The sequence below is a fragment of the Dickeya sp. MK7 genome (assembly GCF_000406305.1).
GTDB lineage: Bacteria > Pseudomonadota > Gammaproteobacteria > Enterobacterales > Enterobacteriaceae > Dickeya > Dickeya fangzhongdai.
Genome location: NZ_CM001984.1, coordinates 2,524,372 through 2,545,445, shown reverse-complemented (window position 1 = coordinate 2,545,445; position 21,074 = coordinate 2,524,372). Strand labels below are relative to the sequence as shown.

The following is a 21,074-nucleotide window of genomic DNA, read 5'->3' as shown; positions in this document are numbered from 1 at the left end:
CGTTGATTTTACGGCGCGCCGGCCCCGGTTATCGGACGCTGGCGCGCGGTATCACCATGCCAGTCGGTTGCCGGCATAGTCGACAAAATGGTGGCCGCCTTTGCCCTGATAACGCGCTATCTGTTGCAACAGGCCGCTGACGCTGCTCTCCACCGTTAGCGGCGCGCCGCTGCCGCCAAGGTCGGTTTGTACCCAGCCGGGGTGTAATGACAGCAGCGTAACCTGACGGTCGGACACGGCGTCGCTCAGCCCGCGCGTCAGCATGTTCAGCGCCGCCTTGCTGGCGGCATAGAAGGGCAGTTCCGCGCTGGCGTTTTCCGTCAGGCTGCCCAGCCGTGACGTCATGAACGCCAGCGTGGCGTGCTCCGCCAGATGCGGCAACAGCGCCGACGCCAGCGCGATCGGCGCCAGCGTGTTGGTCAGAAATAAGGGAATCAACTGCTCGGGATCGAGAGCGGTCAGATCCTGTCGCTCCGGGCCATAGACGCCTGCATTAATCAGCACCAGATCAAAACTGTCCTGCGCCAGCGTCTGGCAACATGCGGCGCGCTGCGAGGCGTCATTGATATCCAGCGCCAGCCAGCGCACCGGCAGGTTGTCGGTGGCGGCGGAAGGCGAGCGTCGGGTAGCGGTGACGGTCCAACCCTGCTGATGCAGGGCGGTGGCGATGCCTAATCCCAGCCCGCGGGAAGCGCCGATAATCAGTGCGCGTTGTCCTGAACTCATAACCTGTCATCTCCTGAGTGGTCATATCGGGCGATTTTGCCAAAAAACGTCCTTCTCCAAAAGATAGGTTTTTTTGCTTTCAGTACGGTGGACTCTCCATCGACGCTGCATTCGATGACTCATTACCCGCCGGGGTGGAATTGTCATAGGTATCCCGTTTAGCCCATATATTCCCATTTTCAACATAAGTCCATATCCTGCTCAGGCCGGTTCTGAATGGAACATGCACATGCAGCCTACCGACCAGGTCGCAGCCATGACATTTACATCATCTGTATTAAGGATATTCAAATGATTGTATTTAGGAGTTTTTTCACCCTCTTTTGTTTTTTCCTGGCGCTGTTCATCCCCCATACCGTTGGAGCAGCTCTTAAAACGGACCTGTCCTATGTCGCCAACCAACTGACGTTGAACTTTGACGCTGGTGCGTCGAGCGGCGGTGAAGGCATCATCAGCTATAGCTGGAGTTTCGGCGATGGCGATACCGGTAGCGGCGCTCGCGTCAGCCACACTTACGCATCATCCGGCAAGTACACCATCACGCTGACCGCCACCGACAGCACCGGCAACAGCGCAACGCAAAGCGCCGCAGTATCGGTCGGCGAGGTCCGTACCGGCTTCGAGGAGGGGGTCATGTCGCCGATGTCCGTCTGCACGACCCAGGGGCCCAATTTCGTCGTGCCGGCCCAGGTGGCCGATGAGGGGCTGAATACTGCCGGCGCCGGTGGCGAAACGGCCATCAAGGTGAAATGGTTTCAGTCCTCCTACAACGGAACCCGCATGACCAAAGGGGCTGAAATGTGCTCGCCGATCAATGTCTACAAGGAAGCCTGGATCGGTTTCATGTTCTATCTGCCCGCCAACGGCTACCCTACGGATAAGGAAGCCGGCATGTTCCAGATCTTTGAGGCGGGCGGTTGCAGCTCCTGGGCTGGAATGCTGAGTATCGTAAACAATAGCTTGCGCATTGCGCATCGGGGTTCCTGCGGCGGCGCCACGCAAAAAACCATTGTTTCCGATCTGGCGCGCGACGCCTGGATTCCGGTCGTGGTTCATCTGGTGGCATCGCACCAGTCGGACGGGCAAATTCAGATATGGGTGGGTAACGCCGCGCAGAGTTCGCCCACTTACAGCGCCACCGGCATCAATTTGGGCTTTGGCGACTGGAACGGCGACGAGCTCGCCAGTGGCAGCCAGCTTTATTTCAAATTTGGTCAGTACGATTATGACACCGGGAACTACACCGCCGGAGAGACACGCACCTCGTACTACGACAACGTGCACATCATCGGTACGGCCGCCGGCAACGGCTGGAGCGCCGTTCATCCCACCGTCAGCAGTTTCGCCTATTCCGGTATTGCCTATGCGGCCAGCACCCAGCCGGTGGTCACCCGGACCGCAGAATACGCCTTCGACGGTTCCGCCGACACCAAATGGCAGGGCAGCGGCCAGAACGGCTGGCTGCAATACCGCTATGCTGCTCGCGCCGCCACCGCCATCACCAGCTATACGCTGACCAGTGCCAGCTCCGCCGCCGCTCGTGACCCGCTCGACTGGGCGTTGTTGGGCTCCAAAGACGGCAAAAGCTGGACCACGCTGGATACACGCAGCGGCCAGACCTTTGCCAGTCGCGCAATGGCGCGTCGTTTCACCATTACCTCGCCCGGCAGCTACGCTTACTACCGCCTGCGGATCGACGCCAACAATGGCGATACGGCGGCCACCCACCTCGGCGAACTGACCCTCGCGCCCTGATTGACCAACGTGCGAGCCCCAAACGCAAAGCGAGCCTGCTGTCGCAGGCTCGCCGATTTTCCAGGATAACGCACCCAACACCGCCGACGATCAGGTGGGTTAAATCAGTGTGATTGCAGGGGATTAGCCTTCATCCATTCCGGCACCTGGAAAGCGGTAATTAAAAAAAGGGTCCATGATGAACATGAACCCTTTTTACACCAGCCACTGGATCGTTCAACCGATCCTTAACCGTTCGGCACTACAACGCCTGCCGCTGCTGTTGCAGGGCGATCAGGTGGTCCGCTATCTGGCGAATCACCCAGAACGCCGTCTGCCCCACGTCGCTGTTCATTTCCGGATCCAGCGAGGTATCCACGCTTTTCAGGAAATCCGCTTCCAGTGAATCGACAAAGGCGTCGAAGTCGAACTGACCGCTGCGCGGCAGCTCTTTCTGGCTCAACACCAGATTGAGACGCCGGGTCACCATCTGGATGGCCTGCTCGAACGCCTGACGCTGCGCTGGCGTGATATACCCGCCCCGGTCGACCAGTTCGGTCCAGCGGGCAGGGGTGTCGGTATCATGCTCGGTCATGTTTGGCTCCCTGTCAGCTTACCTGCAGATTAGTGGATTTGGGGACTTTGTAGTGATTGTTGACGTTGTCCAGGTTGGCGTTGTTGACCTTCACGTTCAGCCCTTCACTGTCGCTTTTCACAAACGAGAACTTGCCGTTCTGCGCATCGATGTTGCTCAGGTTGAGGTTCCAGTTACCCTGCTGGCCGCCGTTGGTGCGAACGAAGGTACCGAAATCTTTCACCTTGAAGTTATCGACGTTGAAGTTGGCGTCGGCATTCAGCTGGAACACCTTATCAGAGGCGCCCTGTGCGCTGCTGTTGGTGATGTTGACGTTAGCCGGTTTACCGGTGTTGCTCTTCACCGTCAGCGCGTCTTCACCGACGTTGGTCCAGTGCACGTTGTCGATTTTGGCGTCGCCGTGCAGGTGGATACCGTCAGCCGCGTTGTTGCCGAAAATCACGTTCTTGACGGAGCCGCCGTCAGCCACTTCAAACAGCGGTTTCTGCCCCTCTTTCTGGCCGCCATCGCCTAATGCCGGGCCGGCTACGTAGGTTTTACCCTTACCGTCAAACACTTCGCCCGGGCCAACCTTGATCGGCTCATTGACTACGATGGCGTTGGCGTTATCGGCGGTGGGGAACGACACGGGGCCAGCCTTGCCTGCGCTGCCAGTGGATGCCGTACTGTTAGCATCGCCGGTGGCGCCGGTAGCGTTACCCCCGCCTACGGTTGGCGTTGCGCCACCGCCAGTGCCGCCACCGACTGACGGAGTTGCGCCACCGCCAGTGCCGCCACCGACTGACGGAGTTGCGCCACCGCCAGTGCCGCCACCGACTGACGGAGTTGCGCCACCGCCAGTGCCACCACCAACTGACGGAGCTGCGCCACCACCGGCGCCGCCACCGACCGACGGAGCTGCGCCACCGCTGGCGCCGCCACCGACTGACGGAGTTGCGCCACCGCCGGCGCCGCCACCAGTACCACCACCTGATGTCGGGGCTGCGCCACCGCCAGTACCACCACCTGATGTCGGGGCTGCGCCGCCGCTATTGCCGCCTGAGCCGTCCTGCGGCTGACCAAACTGATTTTTCTGGTTTTCCATCAGCATGGCGATCAGCGCCAGCAGAATTTTCAGCAGCGGATTGTCGCTGATCTGGCCGCCGCCATCCTGGGTAGGGGAGATGCCATTGCTGAGCGCGCTTTCGCCGGTGTCCTGCAGCAGCGATTTGCCAAGACCCTCAAGGCCGGATGAACCGCCCGTACCCTGTGCTCCACCGGTTCCCTGTGCGCCGCCCGCACCCTGTGCACCGGAAAGCCCGCCGTTGCCGCCCGCGCCGCCGGTCAGACCGTTGCCTTGCTGCCCCTGACCGCCCTGCGCGCCGTTTTTCGGCATTAATATATCCAGCAACTTGGTCAGCAGGTCACCCAGGCCGTTCTGACCCTGTTGCCCGCCGCCCAGCCCCTGGCTGTTGCCCAGACCGCCGTTCTGCGCGCCGCCTGCGCCATTGTTACTACCAAGTGTATTGTTACTACCAAGTGTATTGTTACTACCGAGTGTATTGTTGCCGCCGAGCGCGTCGTTGCTGCGTTCCAGCGGATTATTGCCGGTTCCCTGCGCACCGCCGTTGTTGCTCAGCAGAGCGGTCAGAACGATCGCCAGCGCTTCCAGTAACTTGGTTTCCTGCGAAGAGGATTTATTGCCGGAAAGCCCGTTATTGCCCAGCCCGCTGTTGCTGGTGCGGTCCGCGCCGCCCAAACCGCCCAGCCCGCCTTGCAGACCTGAGTTGGGGATACTGAGTGTGATACTGATGTCAGCCATAATGTGCCTCTTTACCCAAAGATGAGATGCCGTTCCCGAAACAGGCAGACCTCTGCCTGCCACCAGATAAGTGAAAAAAGCGCCCGATGAGTTCCACGGTGTGGGTAACGATCAGGCGCATAAGACGATTAAACCGTGGTTTTCCCGCTATCGACGCCGATGGCATCCGGTGCGGGCGTCAGGCCGGGTTGCCCTTTGCCGTCAGCCAGTTCGCTGGCGTTATTGCCAGCGTCAGCGGCGGCGATACCACCGGTTTCAGGGGCGGCGCCACTGAGGATGGGAGCAGCACCGCCGCCAACGGCGGGCGCAGCGCCGGTCGCGTTGCCAACGCCGGGGGCGGAACTGCCACCGGAAACCGGCGCGGCGGCGCCGGAACCATTGCCGCCGCCCGAACCGCCTTGCGGCTGGCCGAACTGGTTTTTCTGGCTTTCCATCAGCAGCGCCACCAGCGCCAGCAGGATCTTCAACAGCGGGTTGTCGCTGATCTGGCCGCCGCCGTCCTGCGTCGGGGAAATGCCATTGCCGAGGCTGCTTTCGCCGGTATCCTGCAACAGCGATTTACTCAGATCCTCCAGCCCGCCAGTGCCGGATGCACCCCCGGCACCCCCAGCGCCTTGCGCGCCGGAAGCTCCGTCGCTGCCGCCTGCGCCGCCCAGCCCGCCGCCCTGCAATCCCTGACCGCCTTGCGCCCCGTCTTTCGGCATCAGCAGATCCAGCAATTTGGTCAAAATGTCGGTCAGGCCGTTCTGACCCTGACCGCCGCTCGCGCCGAGCCCATCGGCCAGCCCGCCCGAACCGCTTCCCAGACCATTGTCCAGCCCGCCGCCCAACCCATTGCCCTGACCACCGCCGAGCGCGTTGCCCGCGCCACCGCCGCCGCCAAGCGCATCGCTGGTGCGGCCGAGCGGATTGTCACCGCCGCCCTGACCGCCGTTATTGTTCAACAAACTGGGCAGCAGGGCGGTCAGGACCACCGCCAGCGCCTCCAGCAGTTGGTTTTCCTGCGCGGTCGATTTCTTGCCGGAAAGCCCGTTATTGCCCAGACCGCTATTCAGATTGTCTGCGCCGCCAACGCCCCCCAGTCCGCCGTTCAGGCCGGCACTGGGAATACTGAGCGTGATGTTGATATCAGCCATAGTTCGCCTCTTTTCATCAGGATGTGGACGCCCGTTATGGAAAACGTGCGTGTGTCAGCACGGCAAATGCCTGCTGTTTGCTGAGTAAGAAAAGTGCGGCGGCGGTTCCGCGCCGTTAGCGACGACGCCGGAAAGAAATTCCGCGGCGGACGGGAACCGACGGCGGCGGCATACCACTCAGCAGTCATCACCCCTATTTATCCAGCACACGGGAGAAGGCCAATGTTGGGCAATATCAATCATATTCAGCGTCAGCAGTCGGTGACGGACACACAGCCCGCCGCCGCTAACGCAAGCCATGCTTTGACGCAAGGCAGCGCGTCGGTACCCGGGCAGTCCGCCTCGGCATCATTGCAGCGGGAAGGCATGCATGCCGGTATGGCGCAGGTCAGTCAGCAACCGTCGTTGCCAAAAAACGAAGGCGCGCAGATTGGCCGCTCTCCCAATCTGAAGGACATGCAGCCGGCTATCGACCGCGCGCTGTCGCCCGCCTCGGCGAAAGACCTGGTGTCGCTGGATAAAAAGGGCCAGCTTACGTTGGGCGATGGGGTGTCCGATCACCTGAAAACGCTGCTGTCGCAGACAATAGGCAAAAACAGCCAGCCGTTTGTGGCGCATCAGGCCGCGGAGGACGGCAGCCAGCATCTGCTGATGGACAAAAGCGGCCGTCTGTTCAGCCTGCAACAATCCGGCGACAGCTTTGTGGCGCTGCACACCAGCACGCCGACGCAGGCCGGCAAAGCCGGCGAGGCGCTGTCGGGTAAGAATAAGGCCAGCTACACGCTGGGGATGGATGACACCCACGTGCGCGCGTCTGTCGTCAATCACAGCGGCGTCAACACCATCAACCTGCCGCAGCCCGGTCAGGCCGCGCAGGCGCAGTTGACCGGGGTGCATACCGATCCGGCGCACGGCAATGAAAAACTGCAAATACATGACAAGGCGCTTTACAGCCTGAACGCCGATCAGGTGTGGGAGAAGAAAAGCGATACGCCGCACGGCCAGCTTGCCGGGCAGGCGGATGGCAAGTTGTATGCCGTCAAAGATGACAAGACGCTGGCTAACCTGTCGGCGGGGCTCGATTCGGCGCCGTTTGCCGACAAAATCAAGTCGTTCTCAGCCAATGCGCAGGGCAATGTGGCGGTGCTGACGGAGAAAGACAACAGCACCACGCAGATTCATCTGCTGCCGAAAGCGGATGCGCCCGCCGCGGACCACAAAACGCTCGACCTGAAACTGGACGGTCAGGTGGCGCTGGCGCGCGGCAGCGAGCAGGTGAACGCCAAAGCGGTTGGGCTGGAAGGCAATCGGCTGTTTGTCGCCGATGACGAAGGTAAGGTTTTCGCCGGCAAACTGCCGCAGGATGGCGGCAACATCGTCAAACTGGAACCGTACCATAGCCCGGCGCTGGAGGCGGCGTTTGGCGATAACCATAAGGTGCAGGGGTTTGTGGCCGGCGAGCACGGCACGATGCATGCGCTGGTCAACGACGCCGCCGGTCAGAAGCATCTGGCGCCTCTGGCTGACGGTAGTAAACCGGGGGAAACCGAAGGATTCAAACCCGGCTGGAACTTGAGCGACGCGCTGGTGGTGGATAACAAGGCCGGGTTGAATCCGGCGCGGCCGCAGCCCCACGATGTGATGGACATGGGGCGGCTCGGCACCATGGCGTTGCATGAAGGCAAAGTCCACTACCTTGACGGCACCACCCAGAACTGGACCAAAACCGACGTCGGCGCCAGCCAGTTGAAACGCGGTCTGGATAATCAGGCGTATGTGCTGGATGACGGGCAGGTGAAGAAGCTGTCCATCAACCAGAAGGCGGACAGCGTCACCCACGGCGACAATAACGTGTTTGCCGTGACGCAGGGGCGCAATTCGCCGTCGGCGGGCGACCCGCTGCCGGGGCTGGATAAAAACAGCGGCGCCACCGCGCTGGCGGTGGTGGATGGCAACAAGTTCGTCACCGCTAACGATCAGGGCGAGTTGCAGTTGCACCTCAACAAACCCGGCCTGCAGCGCGCGGCGGTACCGCCGCAGCCACTGCCGACCGCCGGTTTGAGCGGCGAGGTGAAGGATCTGGCGCTGGATAAGGATCAGAATCTGTTTGCCCTGAATAAGGACGGCCAGTTATTCAAACTGGATAAACAGGCGTTACAGGGTAACGCCGAAGCGCGCGCCAATGCCCAGTGGCAACCGGTGACGTTGCCTGACAATGTCAAAGCCGAACACCTGTCCACCACCAAAAATCATGAACCGGCGATCTCCGAAGATGGTCATCAGCAGCACCAACTGACTCAGGGCGGCTGGAAAACCACGGTGCCAGAGGCGCACACCGCCGGCAGTCAGCCGCGTGCGGCTGAAACCACCTATGACCGTCTGGCTGGCGGCACCCACGCGGCCCGCATTCCGTTGACGAATCTCACCGGGAAAGTGGAGGCGCAGGTTCTGGGGCGATCCGGTATGGAAAACCATAAGCTCAACAGCAATTTTGGCGACTTCCTGGGCGCTTATGTCAAAGAAACCGCCAAAGAGATGGCGAGAAAGCCGATTGACGCCGCCCAGCATCAGATAAAGGGGCGCGACGGGTTGTCATCGGTCTATGACGCGCAGGCGAATATGTTCAAAAAGCTGGAACAGGCGGTGTCATCCCATACCTGGAGCCCCAAACGCGATGACCTGCAAAGCCGAATGGAGAAACTCGATCTGGGCGAGGCGGGCAAGCCGCTGATGGCGGAACTGAAATCGTTCCAGAACGATCTGGAAATGAGCGCCGCCAAGTCCGCGACCCTGCTGGGTAAACATCAGGGCGTGCTAAAAAACAGCGGCGAGGTGAACGAAAAATTCAAGCCGTCGGCCTTCAAAGCGGTCGTGCAATCCATGAACGACAAGCGTTCCGGCAAGGACCTGAGCGTGGCATTGTCGACGGTGATGAACGCGGCGCCTTTGTCCAAAGACAGCAAGGCGGGGGAATTGCTGAACGCCTTTGTGGATAAGAAAGTCGACATGAGTTACCAGAGCGACAAGGTGGCGACCGGGCCGCGCCGCGATCTGGGGGATGCGATGGCGCTGACCAAGTCCCGTCTGGCGCTGGATGTGATGACCGCGAGCGATCTGCACCGCGTCGTCGACAAGCTGGAAACGTTGTCCGGCAAACAGCCGACCGCGGCTGACCTGAAACCGATTCAGGCGGCGCTCGGCGAGCTGCGCGACCAGCAGTACGGCGGCAACGAGGTGAAAAAGATCACCGATATGGGCTTTACCCGTTTTGGCGCGCTGGAAGCCGATTACGATGCGGTGAAAACCTTTACCCAGGCGTTTGGCAATGACAAGAGCGCGGTGAACCTGACTGCCCGTACCACGCTGGAAGCGAGCGATAAAGCGGGGCTGGCGAGCAAGCTGAAGGACACCATTCTGTCGCTGGATAACGGTGAAAGTCTGGCGGTGAACCGTAACTATAACGCCGGGGCCAGCACGGCCTATGTGCCGGCCAAAGCCAAAGTGATGCTCAACGCCACCGCGTTCCCGATTATCCCCAGCGGCGGCGTCACCGGCGACCGCGCCTACAGCCTCAGTTTTAGCCGCGGCGAAAACGGCATTGACGTCAACTTCGGGCGCAACGGCGGGCTGAACGCCAAAGTGGGAGTGGCGACCGGTCAGTCGCCGAATGACGCCAAGAAAGGCTTTGATTTTGATGATAAAAAACACACGCTGGCGCTGGATGTCCGCTTTGGCGGCAGCGTCAACGCCGGGGTGGGGACCGTACAGCAAAACGGCCTGAAGTTTACGCTGAGCGAAAAAGAACTGCCCGGTTTTATCGACAATCTGATAGAGGGCAAGGTGAACCCGCTGGATTTGGTCGCCAAGGGCAATGACCACCGGGTGAAAGAGGGGTTCTCGATTAAATTCGATCTGGATGCCGCGCTGACAGCCGATGCGCGCGCCGAGGTCAATCTGGCGGATAAACCCAGCGCGGCGCAAAAAGGCAAAGTGCCGACGTCGGCAGGCCGACTTTCCGTCGGGGTGGGCGCCGGGGCGAACCTGATGTCGGCAAGTCATGAGCACAGTACGGTACGCGGCGAGTTCACCGAGCAGAACGCCACCACCAATAACCGGGCCCGCTTTATGAACCAGGTCAACGTGAGCGCCAATGCCACGGCGTTCGCCGGCATCACCAATCCTACGCCGAGCGGCTCGTGGACCGCGCCGATAACGAACAACGCCTCCATCACGATGACGGTGGATACCAAAACCAACCACAGCATCAGTATGCAGATGAAACCGGCCCAGCCGCTGCAGGGCAAGGACATGGACAGCCTGATTTCATCGCTGGAGAAAAACTTCGCCGATCCGGAAACGCAACAGGTGCTGAAAGGGGTGAAAGACCTGACGGACACCGGAGAAAAACTGGCGATCCTCAATAAACATTTTGAGGCTAAAACCCCGGCGGGCGATGCGCAGTACGGCGCCATTCAGGGATTGCAGTCCAAAACCCGGCAACATGAGGCGGCGGAAAAACAGGGGGCGACGCTGGATAGCGCCAGCTACAGCACGACTTACGCCAACCTGTCGAAACTTGACAGCAACGGTATTTTCCATGCGCTGCGTAAGCTGGTCAGCGATAACCTGCCGCCGACCAACGCCGAGCGTATTCATGGCTTCATGGAGGAAAACCCGGCGCTGAAAGCCGTGGTGCAGAAGATGCAGTCGCTGACCAACGCCACCGCCGGCGTCAGCCTGGAGCTGAAAGACGAGGTGAAAACCAAAGTCGAAAAAGGCATTCAGAACAATACGCTGGGCAAGGATGACATCGCGGCGATTTTCCGCGACAGCAACAACCTGCGCATCAAATCCATCGATTTCACCCAGACGGTGAAAAACAAGGAAGGGCTGGCGTTCCCGCTGCCGATTGTCAGTGCCGGCAGTAGCGCTGACGTCAGCATGACCAAGCTGCTGGGCAAGATCAATTTCAGCTACGGTCAAAACCAGAACAGCCCGAGCAGCTTCAGTCTGGAAGGGGCGATCGCCAAAGCCAACCCGGAAGTCTCTCAGGCGGTCAATCATATGCACCAGCAGGGCATCACGCTGGCGAAACAGTAATACGGCAACGGAACGAAAAACCACAGGAGCAAAGCGATGACATCAGCACGACAAACCTCAGCACAACAACTGGCGGCGCGGCTGCTGCAACATTTCAGCCAGTTCAATAAAACCCGTCTGACGCTGAATAACGGCATCTGTGTACTGAACGGCGCGGACGGTCGGGAAGCGGCGGTGATTGAGGTGCCGGGGCAAAGCGACAGCCTGTTGCTGCACTGCCAGTTGATTAGCCTGAAAGGCGAAGACCGACCGGCTATCTACCGCCTGATGCTGCTGCTCAATTTCGAGATGGCGGCGATGCGCGGTTGCTGGCTGGCGCTGGATGAGTACGACAATTTACGCCTGTGCAGTCAGTATCCGCTCGACAAGCTGGATGACGCCGGTTTCAGCGCGCTGCTGAACGGCTATATCCGGCAGGTTGAAGAAACCCGTACCTTTATCGAACAGACGCTGGCGCAGGCTAACGCCGCCTGACCTCACTGCCGACAACGCACGCCCCTGATACCGCCGTATCAGGAACATCACGCCGGTCAGGCGTCCTGAGCCTGACCGGTTTCTCCCTGACTCGCTTCACAGTACCCCAGCCAATCTCATGAATGCTAAGATATTTACTGATTGTACCGTTATTCGGTACACCGGTGTGGCAACGAGCAGAGAGAGCGATGAGCAAAAACAGGCTACAACCCGGTTTGATGGCGATCCACAGCAACCATCCTGAAGCCCTGCGCGACGTGTTGGTGTCGTGGATGGCGGCCAATCCGCTGGCCGGGCTGGAAAACGAGCTGATTCTGGTTCAGAGCAACGGCATCGGACAGTGGCTGAAACTGGCGCTGGCGCGCGATGCCCGCGACGGCGGATGCGGCGTCGCGGCGGCGCTGGATGTGCAGTTGCCGTCGCGCTTTTTCTGGCAGGTTTACCGTGCGGTGCTGGGTCAGGAACAGGTGCCGGAAACTTCGCCGTTCGATAAATCCCTGCTGGTGTGGCGGCTGCTGCGGCTGCTGCCGGGTCTGCTCGCCCAGCCTGAATTTGCCGCGCTGGCGCGCTTTCTGCAGCAGGACGCCGACTTGCGCAAGCGCTACCAACTGGCTGAGCGGCTGGCCGATCTGTTTGACCAGTATCAGGTGTATCGCGCCGACTGGCTGGCGGAGTGGGCCGCCGGGCATGATGTGCTGGCGACCAGCCGGCGCGGCGTGGAGCCATTGCCGGACGATCAGCGCTGGCAGCCCCTGCTGTGGCGGGCGCTGTTGCAGGATACCGGCGAGGCGCTGTCCGGCACCAGCCGTGCGGCGTTGCACCGGCGTTTTCTGGATGAAGTACAGCGGCGGGGAGACGCCGACCGACCGGCGGGATTGCCGTCCCGGGTGATGGTATTCGGTATTTCATCACTGCCGCAGCAGGCGCTGGAACTGCTGGCGGCCATCGGCCGCTGGACCCAGATATTCATGTGCGTGCATAACCCGTGCGAGCACTATTGGGGCAACATCATTGCCGACAAGGATCTGCTGCGCGCCGAACGCGCCCGCCAGCAACGCAAACCCGGTATGCCGGAGGTCATCGCGCTGGAAGAACTGCATCAGCATGCCCACCCGCTGCTGGCGGCCTGGGGTAAACAAGGGCGCGATTACATCGGCCTGCTGGATGAATACGACCAGCGCGAGCAGTACGAACCGCTGTTGCAGCCGTTGATTTCACGCATTGATCTGTTCGACAGCAACGGCGAAGGCTGCCTGCTCAATCAACTGCAGGAAGACATTCGGGATTTGCGTCCGTTGGCGGAAAGCCGGGCGCGCTGGCCGGCCATCGATCCGCATCAGGACTGTTCGATCCGTTTTCATGTCGCGCATAGCGCGCAGCGTGAAGTGGAAGTGCTGCACGATCAACTGCTGGCGGCGTTTGCCGCCGACCCGACGCTGCGCCCGCGCGATGTGATTGTGATGGTGCCGGACATCAACGGCTACGCGCCGCATATTCAGGCGGTGTTTGGGCTGATCGACCGGCAGGACCCGCGTTATATCCCGTTCAGCGTAGCGGACCGCGGACCGCGTCAGAACAACCTGTTGCTGGCGGCGCTGGAGCGGTTGTTGAATTTGCCGCAGTCGCGCGTGGCGGTGAGCGACGTGCTGGATTTGCTGGAGGTGCCGGCGGTGCGCCAGCGGTTTGCCATCACCGAAGAGCAGTTGCCGCTGCTGCAACGCTGGATTCGAGCCGCCAACGTGCGCTGGGGGCTGCATGCCCGCCAGCGTCAGAGCCTCGACCTGCCGGACGCGCCGGAACAGAACAGCTGGTTTTTCGGCCTGCGTCGCATGCTGCTGGGGTACGCGGTGGGCGCCGGCGACGCCTGGCGGGATATTGAACCGCTGGATGAAATCGGCGGGCTGGATGCGGTGCTGGCCGGTCAACTGGCGTTGCTGCTCGACCGGCTGGATTACAGCTGGCAGCAGCTCTGTCAGCCCGCGACGCCGGTGCAATGGGGCGAGCGGTTACGCGCGCTGCTGAACACGTTTTTTGCGGCGGATGAGGGCGAAGACGGCTTCATGCTGCTGCAACTGGATGAAGGGTTGCAGAATTGGCTGGAGGCCTGCGAGTCGGTAGCGCTGGAACAGGCATTGCCGCTGTCGGTGGTGCGGGAGCACTGGCTGGGGCTGTTTGAGCAGTCGAGCCTGACCCAGCCGTTTTTTGCCGGCGCCGTCACCTTCGCCACGCTGATGCCGATGCGCGCCATCCCGTTTCGCCACGTCTGCCTGCTGGGCATGAACGATGGCGATTATCCCCGCAACCGGGTGCCGCTGGATTTCGACCTGATGGGGCAGGATTACCGCCCCGGCGACCGTTCCCGACGCGAAGACGACCGCTATCTGTTTCTGGAGGCGCTGTTGTCGGCGCGCGAGCAACTGTATATCAGTTGGGTCGGGCGCAGTATCCACGATAACAGCGAGCGGCCGCCCTCGGTGCTGGTGGCGCAGTTGCGCGACCATCTGAGCAACGGCTGGCAGACTGCCGACGGGCAGGCGGTGTTGTCGGAGCTGACGGTGGAACACCGGTTACAGCCATTCAGCCCGGATTATTTTACCGCCGGTAGCCCGTTGTTCAGCTATGCCCGCGAATGGCGCGCCGGTCTGTTGCCGCAGGAAGTGTCGATGGCGGATGCTGCGCTGGACGAGTATCGGCAGGATGGCGTGCTGACGCTGCGTCAGCTGGCGGATTTTGTCCGCGACCCGGTGCGCAGTTTCTTCCGTCTGCGCCTTAACGTCTGGTTCGAGCAGGAAGACGCCACCAGTCAGGATCAGGAGCCGTTTGCCATTGATGCGCTGGAAAACTGGCGCCTGCAACATGAGCTGATTCAGGTGCAGCAAGCGGCGTTGCGCCAGCATATTCCCCGTGAACAGGCGCTGACGGAACAACTGGCGCGCATCGCCCGGCGCGGCGAACTGGCGCCGGGCGGCTTTACCGCGGTGCTGGAGCAGGATTTGGCGGAGCCGATGGCGGATCTGTTCACCCGTTATGAGCAGGAACGGGAAAAATGGCCGGAGTCGTCGCCTGACGAACCGCTATCGCTACCCGATATCCCGCTGGAAGACTGGCTGAACGAGCTGCGCGTCGACGAGCAGGGCAACCGGTGCCGGCTGGTGCTGGAAAGCGGCGGGTTGCTGCATGCCACGCGTCGCAGCTATCGGCTCGACAAGCTGGTGCCGTTCTGGGTGGCGCATCTGGCCGGGCACCTTGGCGGACAACCGTTGCACAGCACGCTGGTCAGCAAGAACGGCACCGTTCACCTGCCGGCGCTGGAGCCTGAGCAGGCGAAAGCCTACTGGCAGACGCTGGTGGAGGCCTGGCGGGAGGGGATGCGTTACCCGCTGCCGCTGGCGGTGAAGACCGGATTTCGCTGGCTGGAGGCGGGCGGAGAGCCGGATCAACCGCCGGACGGCGAGGCGGGCAAGGCGGCGCGCCAGTGCTACGACGAGCATGATCCCGCCAACCGCAAGTTTGCCGAGTCGGCGTCTAACGCCTATCTGGCGCGGGCTTTCCCGAATTTCGACCAACTGTGGGCCAATGGCGAGTTCGCCCGCTGGACACAGCTATTGCTGGCGCCGCTGTACCAGACGCTGAAAGCGGCGTCGGCGAAAAATAAAAAACCAGGAGGCCAGTCATGACGGCGCGTGCGTTACCTTCTGTGCTGGATGTGCTGCGCTTTCCGCTTTCCGGCAGCCGCCTGATCGAAGCCAGCGCCGGTACCGGCAAAACCTTCACCATCGCCATGCTGTATGTGCGGCTGGTGCTGGGGCACGGCGGCGAGCAGGCGTTCTCGCGCCCGCTCAACCCGCCGGACATACTGGTGGTGACCTTTACCGATGCCGCCACCCGCGAGCTGCGCGATCGTATTCGCGCCCGGCTGGCGCAGGCGGCCGCTTACTTTCAGCCGGATGGCAAGGATGAGTCGGTCGATCCGCTGCTGCAGGAACTGCGCGCCGACTACCCGCCGGAACAATGGCCGGACTGCGCGCGCAAATTGCAACTGGCCGCCGAATGGATGGATGAGGCGGCGGTGTCCACCATCCACAGTTGGTGTAACCGGATGCTGGGCGAACACGCCTTTGACAGCGGCAGCCTGTTTAACCAGACGCTGGAAACCGATCAGAGCGACTTGCTGCTGGAGGTGGTGCGCGATTACTGGCGGACGTTCTTTTTCCCGCTCGATGCCCGCGATGTGCTGGAACTGCGCGATAGTTGGCCGTCGCCGGAAAGCTTTTATCGCAGCGTGACGCCGCTGCTGGAGTACGCCGACGACATCGGCATTGATGACCTGCCCACGCAGATTTTCAGCGCAGTCCGCGAAGAGAAAACGCGCCGGCTGGCGGCGCTAAAAGCGCCCTGGCCGCAGTGGTGCGGCGAGTTGCGCGACCTGCTGAACGAAGCGGTGGCACAGAAAAAGGCGGACGGTCGCAAGCTGCAGGCCCGCTATTTCGACCCGTGGCTGGACAAACTGCAACACTGGGCCGCCAGCGACGAGACGACGCTGGATATCGGCACCGGCTGGACGCGGCTCACCCCGCAAGGACTGCGGGAAGTTTGGAAAATCCCCGAAGAGGCGCCGCAACATCCGGCATTGACCGCGATGGAGACGCTGCAACAGCAGTTAGACGCGCTGCCGGAACCGCGTAGTCAGTTACTGAGACACGCCTGTCGCTGGATAAGTCAGCGATTCCAGCACGAGCAGGAGAGCCGGGCGCAAATGGGGTTTCAGGACCTGCTGACCCGGCTGGATGCCGCGTTGCGCGGCGACAACGGCGAGCGGCTGGCGCAGCGTATTCGCCGTCAGTTCCCGGTGGCGATGATCGACGAATTTCAGGACACCGACCCGCTGCAATACCGTATTTTCGATACCTTGTACCGGGTGGCGGACAACGACCCGCAGCAGGGACTGATCCTGATCGGCGACCCAAAACAGGCGATTTACGCGTTTCGCGGCGCCGATATCTACACCTATTTGCGCGCTCGCCGCGATACCGACGGGCGGCATTACACGCTGGGCACGAATTTCCGCTCTACTCAGGCGATGGTCGGCGCCGTCAATCAGGTGTTTATGCAGGCGGAAAACCGTGCCGACGGCGCGGGCGCGTTTCTGTTTCGGCAAAGCGACGGCGGCAATCCGGTGCCGTTTTTGCCGGTGCAGGCCAACGGGCGCGACGAGGCGTGGGTACTGGAGGGCGCTGACGCCGCGGCGCTGACCTGCTGGACGCCGGCGACGGACCAGCCGCTGTCGTCGGCGGAATACCGCCAGCGCATGGCCGCCGGTTGCGCCCGCGAAATGGTGCGGCTGCTGCAGCTCGGCGGGCAAGGTCGGGCCGGTTTTGCCGTACCGGGGCAGCCGCTGCGCCCGGTCAGACCAGGGGACATGGCGGTGCTGGTCAATACCGGGCGCGAAGCGATGGCGGTGCGCGCGCAACTGTCCGCTCGCGGCGTGCGCAGCGTGTATCTGTCGGACCGGGAGTCGGTCTTCGACAGCCCGCAGGCCGGCGAACTGCAATGCTGGCTGGCGGCCTGCGCCGATCCGGAGAACGATCGGCTGCTACGCGCCGCGCTGGCGACTCCCTCGCTGGGGCTAAGCTGGCAGGCGCTTGACCGCCTTAACCACGACGAGCAGGAGTGGGAACGCCGGGTAATGCAGTTTGTCCGCTACCAGAGCTGCTGGCGACAGCAGGGCGTATTGCCGATGCTGCGGCGGCTAATGTGGGAATTTGATGTGCCGCGCCGGTTGCTGGCCGCCGATAACGCCCGCGCGCTGACCGATGTGCTGCACCTGTCGGAGTTGCTGCAACAGGCCAGCGTGCATCTGGACGGCGAGCACGCGCTGATCCGCTATCTGGCGGAGCAGTGCCAGGCGGATAACCCCGGCGGCGACACCCTGAAACTGCGGCTGGAAAGCGATGCCGATCTGGTGAAGGTGGTTACCGTCCACAAGTCCAAAGGGCTGGAGTATCCGCTGGTGTTTCTGCCGTTTGCCTGCGCGTTTCGCGCCGTCAGCCAGCGGGATGTGCCGCTGAAATTTCATGATGATGACGGGCAGCCGCGCCTTGAACTGACAGCCAGCGACGAGGCGGTGCGACGCGCCGACCATGAGCGGCTGGGCGAGGACCTGCGTAAATTTTATGTGGCGCTGACCCGCGCCCGCTACGCCATGTGGCTTGGCATGGCGCCGTTGAAAGAGCTGGAAAAAAGCGCGCCCGGTTACCTGCTCGGCGCCGGTGAACCGTTAGACCCGGCGCGGCTGGCGCAACAGTTGTCGGCCTGGTGCGGCGCGGACAGCCAGATTACGCCGTTGCCGGAAACGGACGAGGACATTTACCGCCCTGAACAGGATACGTCGGCGCTGGGGCAGGAGCCGCCGTTGCCGAATATGCGCAGCCACCGCTGGCGCATTACCAGCTATTCCGGGTTGCAACTGGCGCCGGAAGGGCATTACCGCGAATATCGTGAGCCTGCTGCGGGCGACGTGCCCGAAGTGCAGAGCGCGAAGCAGGAAACCTTTAGCGAACCGCAGGCAACAGCGGAGCGTCTGCCGCCGTTGCCGACCGGCCACGATATGTACAGTTTTCCTCGCGGGGCGGCGCCGGGCAGCTTTCTGCACGGCTTGCTGGAGTGGGCCGGAAAAGAGGGCTTTGCCGCTCTGGCGGCGGATCGATCTCGGGTGGAGGATCAGGTGGCGCGGCGCTGTAACCGGCAAGGCTGGACACAGTGGATACCGATGCTTACCGATTGGCTGATGGCGTTGCTCAATCAGCCGCTGGCGCTGCCGACGCAGCCCGGCAGCGCAGTCTCACTGGCCGGGTTGAGGCAGTATCAGGTGGAAATGGAGTTCTGGTTTGCGCTCAGTCAGGTCGACACGCAAGTCTTGGATCAACAGGTCAGGGCCGCCACGCTGGCGGGCGAACCGCGAGCGATGCTGATGCGCGAACAGCTCAACGGCATGCTGAAAGGGTTTATCGATTTGGTGTTTGAACATCAGGGGCGCTACTACGTGCTGGACTACAAATCCAACTGGCTGGGGGCGGATGCCGCCGACTATGACCCACCGCGTATGGCGCGCGCCATGCTGGATCACCGTTACGATCTGCAACTGACGTTGTATCTGTTTGCGTTGCACCGCTTGCTGAAGTCCCGCCTGCCGGATTACGACTACGACCGCCACGTCGGCGGCGCGTTATACCTGTTTTTGCGCGGCAGTCAGGCGCCGGGCGGCGGCGTCTGCGCCCAACGGCCGGACAAGGCGCTGATTGACGCGCTGGAGAGCCTGTTTAGCGGCGAAACGGAGGCGACGGCATGAACATGACCAGTCATGACGAATTAACCCTGTTGCTGGACCAGTGGGTGGGCTGCGGCTGGTTGCGGGAGTTGGACCGGGCGCTGGTGCGCTTCCTGCATCAGGAATGCCCTGATGCGTCGCCTTTGCTGCTGTTGGGGGCGGCGCTGGTCAGCTATCAGCTTGGGCGCGGGCATGTGTGCCTCGATCTGGACGCCACGCTTGCCGACAGCGGGTTTTCGCTGGCGTTGCCGCCGGAAGGCGATCGTAGCGAAAACCGTAAGATCGCGCGTCCGGCGGAGGTGCTGGCGGGCGTTACCCTGTCGGCCTGGCAGGCGGCGTTGCAACAGCCGCAGTTGGTATCGTCGGGGGAAGGCAGCACGCCGCTGGTGCTGGTCGGCGCGCGTCTTTATCTGCGTCGCTACTGGCGGTACGAGCAGGATGTGCGGCACGCCATCACGCAGCAACTGAAACAAAACGACGCGCTGCGGGCGGCGATAGCGCCAGCGGCGCTGCGTCAGCGGCTGGATGCGCTGTTTCCTGGCGACGCGGCCGGCGCTGCCAACTGGCAGAAACTGGCCTGTGCGTTGGCGGCGGGCAGCGCCTTTAGCATTATCACCGGCGGGCCGGGCACCGGAAAAACCACCACCGTGGTGAAACTGCTGACGCTGTTGCAATCGCTGGCTCTGGAACAGCACGGCAAACCGTTGCGTATCCGGCTGGCGGCGCCCACCGGCAAGGCGGCGGCCCGCCTGAACGAGTCGATTGCCGGGGCCATTGCCGGCCTGACGCTGGAGGGGCTGGCGCAGGGCGAGGCTATCCGGGAACAGATCAACAGCGAAGTGGTGACCTTGCACCGTTTGCTGGGCAGTCGGCCGGATACCCGGCATTTCCGGCACCATGCCGATAACCCGCTGATGCTGGATGTGCTGGTGGTGGACGAAGCGTCGATGGTGGATCTGGAGATGATGGCGGCGCTGCTGGCGGCGATGCCGGCCCGTTCCCGCCTGATTCTGCTGGGCGACAAGGATCAATTGGCGTCGGTAGAAGCCGGCGCGTTGATGGGCGAACTGTGTCAGCGCGCCGCACAGGGGCATTACCTGCCACAGACCCGCGACTGGCTACGGCAGGTCGCGGGAGAGGCGCCGGACGATTCGCTGCTCGACCCGCAAGGCAGCGCGTTGGATCAATCCATCGCCATGCTGCGCCACAGCTATCGCTTTGGCACCCACAGCGGCATCGGCCAACTGGCGGAGGCGGTGAATGCCGGCGACGTGGCGGCGCTGGCGTCGATCTGGCGGCAGGGGTATGCCGACCTGGCGCACCTGACGTTGACGGCGAATGATAACCGCACGCTGCGTGAATGGGTTATCGACGGCGCCGCCGATCGATTCGGCGCGCAGCCCTCTGCGGCTGCGCCGCTGGGCTACGGCGACTACCTGCGACGGATGGCCTCGACGCGTCCGGAACTGACGGCGCCGCAAAGCGAGTTCGACCTCTGGGCGGCGCAGATTCTGGACGCTTTCGGTCAGTTCCAACTGCTGTGCGCGTTGCGTAACGGACCGTGGGGCGTCGACAGTATGAATGAGCGCATCGCCCATCTGCTGTATCGGGACGGCTTGCTGGCGGCCTGGCAAGGCTGGTATCCGGGGCGGCCGGTGATGGTGACCCGCAACGATTATAGTCAGCGGCTGATGAACGGCGATATCGGCATCACCCTACAGGTGCCGCTGCTCCAGCCGGACGGCTCACGGGGATGGGCTACCCGGGTGGCGTTTCCCGCCGGCGATGGTTCATCGGGCATCCGCTGGGTGCTGCCGGGGCGATTATCGGCGGTGGAAACGGTGTTCGCCATGACGGTGCACAAATCGCAAGGGTCGGAATTCGCCCACACCGCCTTGCTGCTGCCGGATTCCTTAAGTCCGATCCTGACCCGCGAACTGGTGTACACCGGCATTACCCGCGCCAAATACGCGTTCAGCCTCGGCTGCGTGGGGGAGCACAGTACGGTGCTGGCGGAAGCGGTCGGTCGGCGGGTATTACGGGTGAGCGGACTGGTGGAATAAACGGCGGTTATTCTTAAGGCGGCATGATGGATTATGCGATGATGCCGCCTGTCTGGAACAATTGGTGCCGTAATATAGCGATTCTTTAACGAATTATTATCTAAATAAGTAGTTTTGA

The 21,074-nt window shown here is 62.1% G+C and carries 10 protein-coding genes; 6 read left to right on the top strand and 4 right to left on the bottom strand.

Annotated elements, in window-relative coordinates; all coding sequences use genetic code 11:
• Positions 1-51: 51 nt before the first annotated feature.
• Positions 52-726: an SDR family oxidoreductase gene (locus tag DXXMK7_RS11040; protein ID WP_038919143.1), complete on the bottom strand. Its 675-nt coding sequence runs from the start codon at positions 724-726 to the stop codon at positions 52-54.
• A gap of 291 nt (positions 727-1,017) precedes the next feature.
• On the opposite strand from DXXMK7_RS11040, the gene DXXMK7_RS11035 reads away from it, so the two are divergent.
• On the top strand, positions 1,018-2,481 hold the full coding sequence (locus tag DXXMK7_RS11035) for a PKD domain-containing protein (protein WP_038919142.1): 1,464 nt from the start codon (positions 1,018-1,020) through the stop codon (positions 2,479-2,481).
• Between the two features lie 241 nt (positions 2,482-2,722).
• Here the strand turns inward: DXXMK7_RS11035 and DXXMK7_RS11030 are convergent, their stop codons facing one another.
• From DXXMK7_RS11030 to DXXMK7_RS11020, 3 genes are all read right to left on the bottom strand, one after another.
• Complete coding sequence (locus DXXMK7_RS11030; RefSeq protein WP_038919140.1) at positions 2,723-3,055, bottom strand: hypothetical protein; 333 nt, start codon at positions 3,053-3,055, stop codon at positions 2,723-2,725.
• Between the two features lie 13 nt (positions 3,056-3,068).
• Positions 3,069-4,856, bottom strand: a complete 1,788-nt coding sequence (locus DXXMK7_RS11025) for a pectate lyase (protein ID WP_038919139.1) — start codon at positions 4,854-4,856, stop codon at positions 3,069-3,071.
• 128 nt (positions 4,857-4,984) lie between these two features.
• Positions 4,985-5,992 carry a hypothetical protein gene (locus tag DXXMK7_RS11020; RefSeq protein ID WP_038919138.1) on the bottom strand — a complete coding sequence of 336 codons (1,008 nt, stop codon included), beginning with the start codon at positions 5,990-5,992 and terminating at the stop codon, positions 4,985-4,987.
• Between the two features lie 222 nt (positions 5,993-6,214).
• Here DXXMK7_RS11020 and DXXMK7_RS11015 point away from each other — a divergent pair, with 222 nt between their 5' ends.
• The 5 genes from DXXMK7_RS11015 (at position 6,215) to recD (ending at position 20,956) form a co-directional block, all read left to right on the top strand.
• Positions 6,215-11,092 carry an AvrE-family type 3 secretion system effector gene (locus DXXMK7_RS11015; protein WP_038919137.1) on the top strand — a complete coding sequence of 1,626 codons (4,878 nt, stop codon included), beginning with the start codon at positions 6,215-6,217 and terminating at the stop codon, positions 11,090-11,092.
• 36 nt (positions 11,093-11,128) lie between these two features.
• Positions 11,129-11,566, top strand: coding sequence for a type III secretion system chaperone (locus DXXMK7_RS11010; RefSeq protein ID WP_038919136.1), 438 nt, complete (start codon positions 11,129-11,131; stop codon positions 11,564-11,566).
• A gap of 188 nt (positions 11,567-11,754) precedes the next feature.
• Positions 11,755-15,243: an exodeoxyribonuclease V subunit gamma gene (recC, locus tag DXXMK7_RS11005; RefSeq protein ID WP_038919134.1), complete on the top strand. Its 3,489-nt coding sequence runs from the start codon at positions 11,755-11,757 to the stop codon at positions 15,241-15,243.
• Positions 15,240-18,914 (top strand): exodeoxyribonuclease V subunit beta, encoded by a 3,675-nt coding sequence (gene recB, locus DXXMK7_RS11000; protein ID WP_038919133.1) that lies wholly within the window; start codon positions 15,240-15,242, stop codon positions 18,912-18,914. Before recC ends, recB begins: the two co-directional genes overlap by 4 nt.
• A complete protein-coding gene (gene recD, locus DXXMK7_RS10995) occupies positions 18,911-20,956 on the top strand; it encodes an exodeoxyribonuclease V subunit alpha (protein WP_038919132.1) in 2,046 nt (681 codons plus the stop codon). Before recB ends, recD begins: the two co-directional genes overlap by 4 nt.
• The last annotated feature ends 118 nt before the right edge of the window (positions 20,957-21,074 follow it).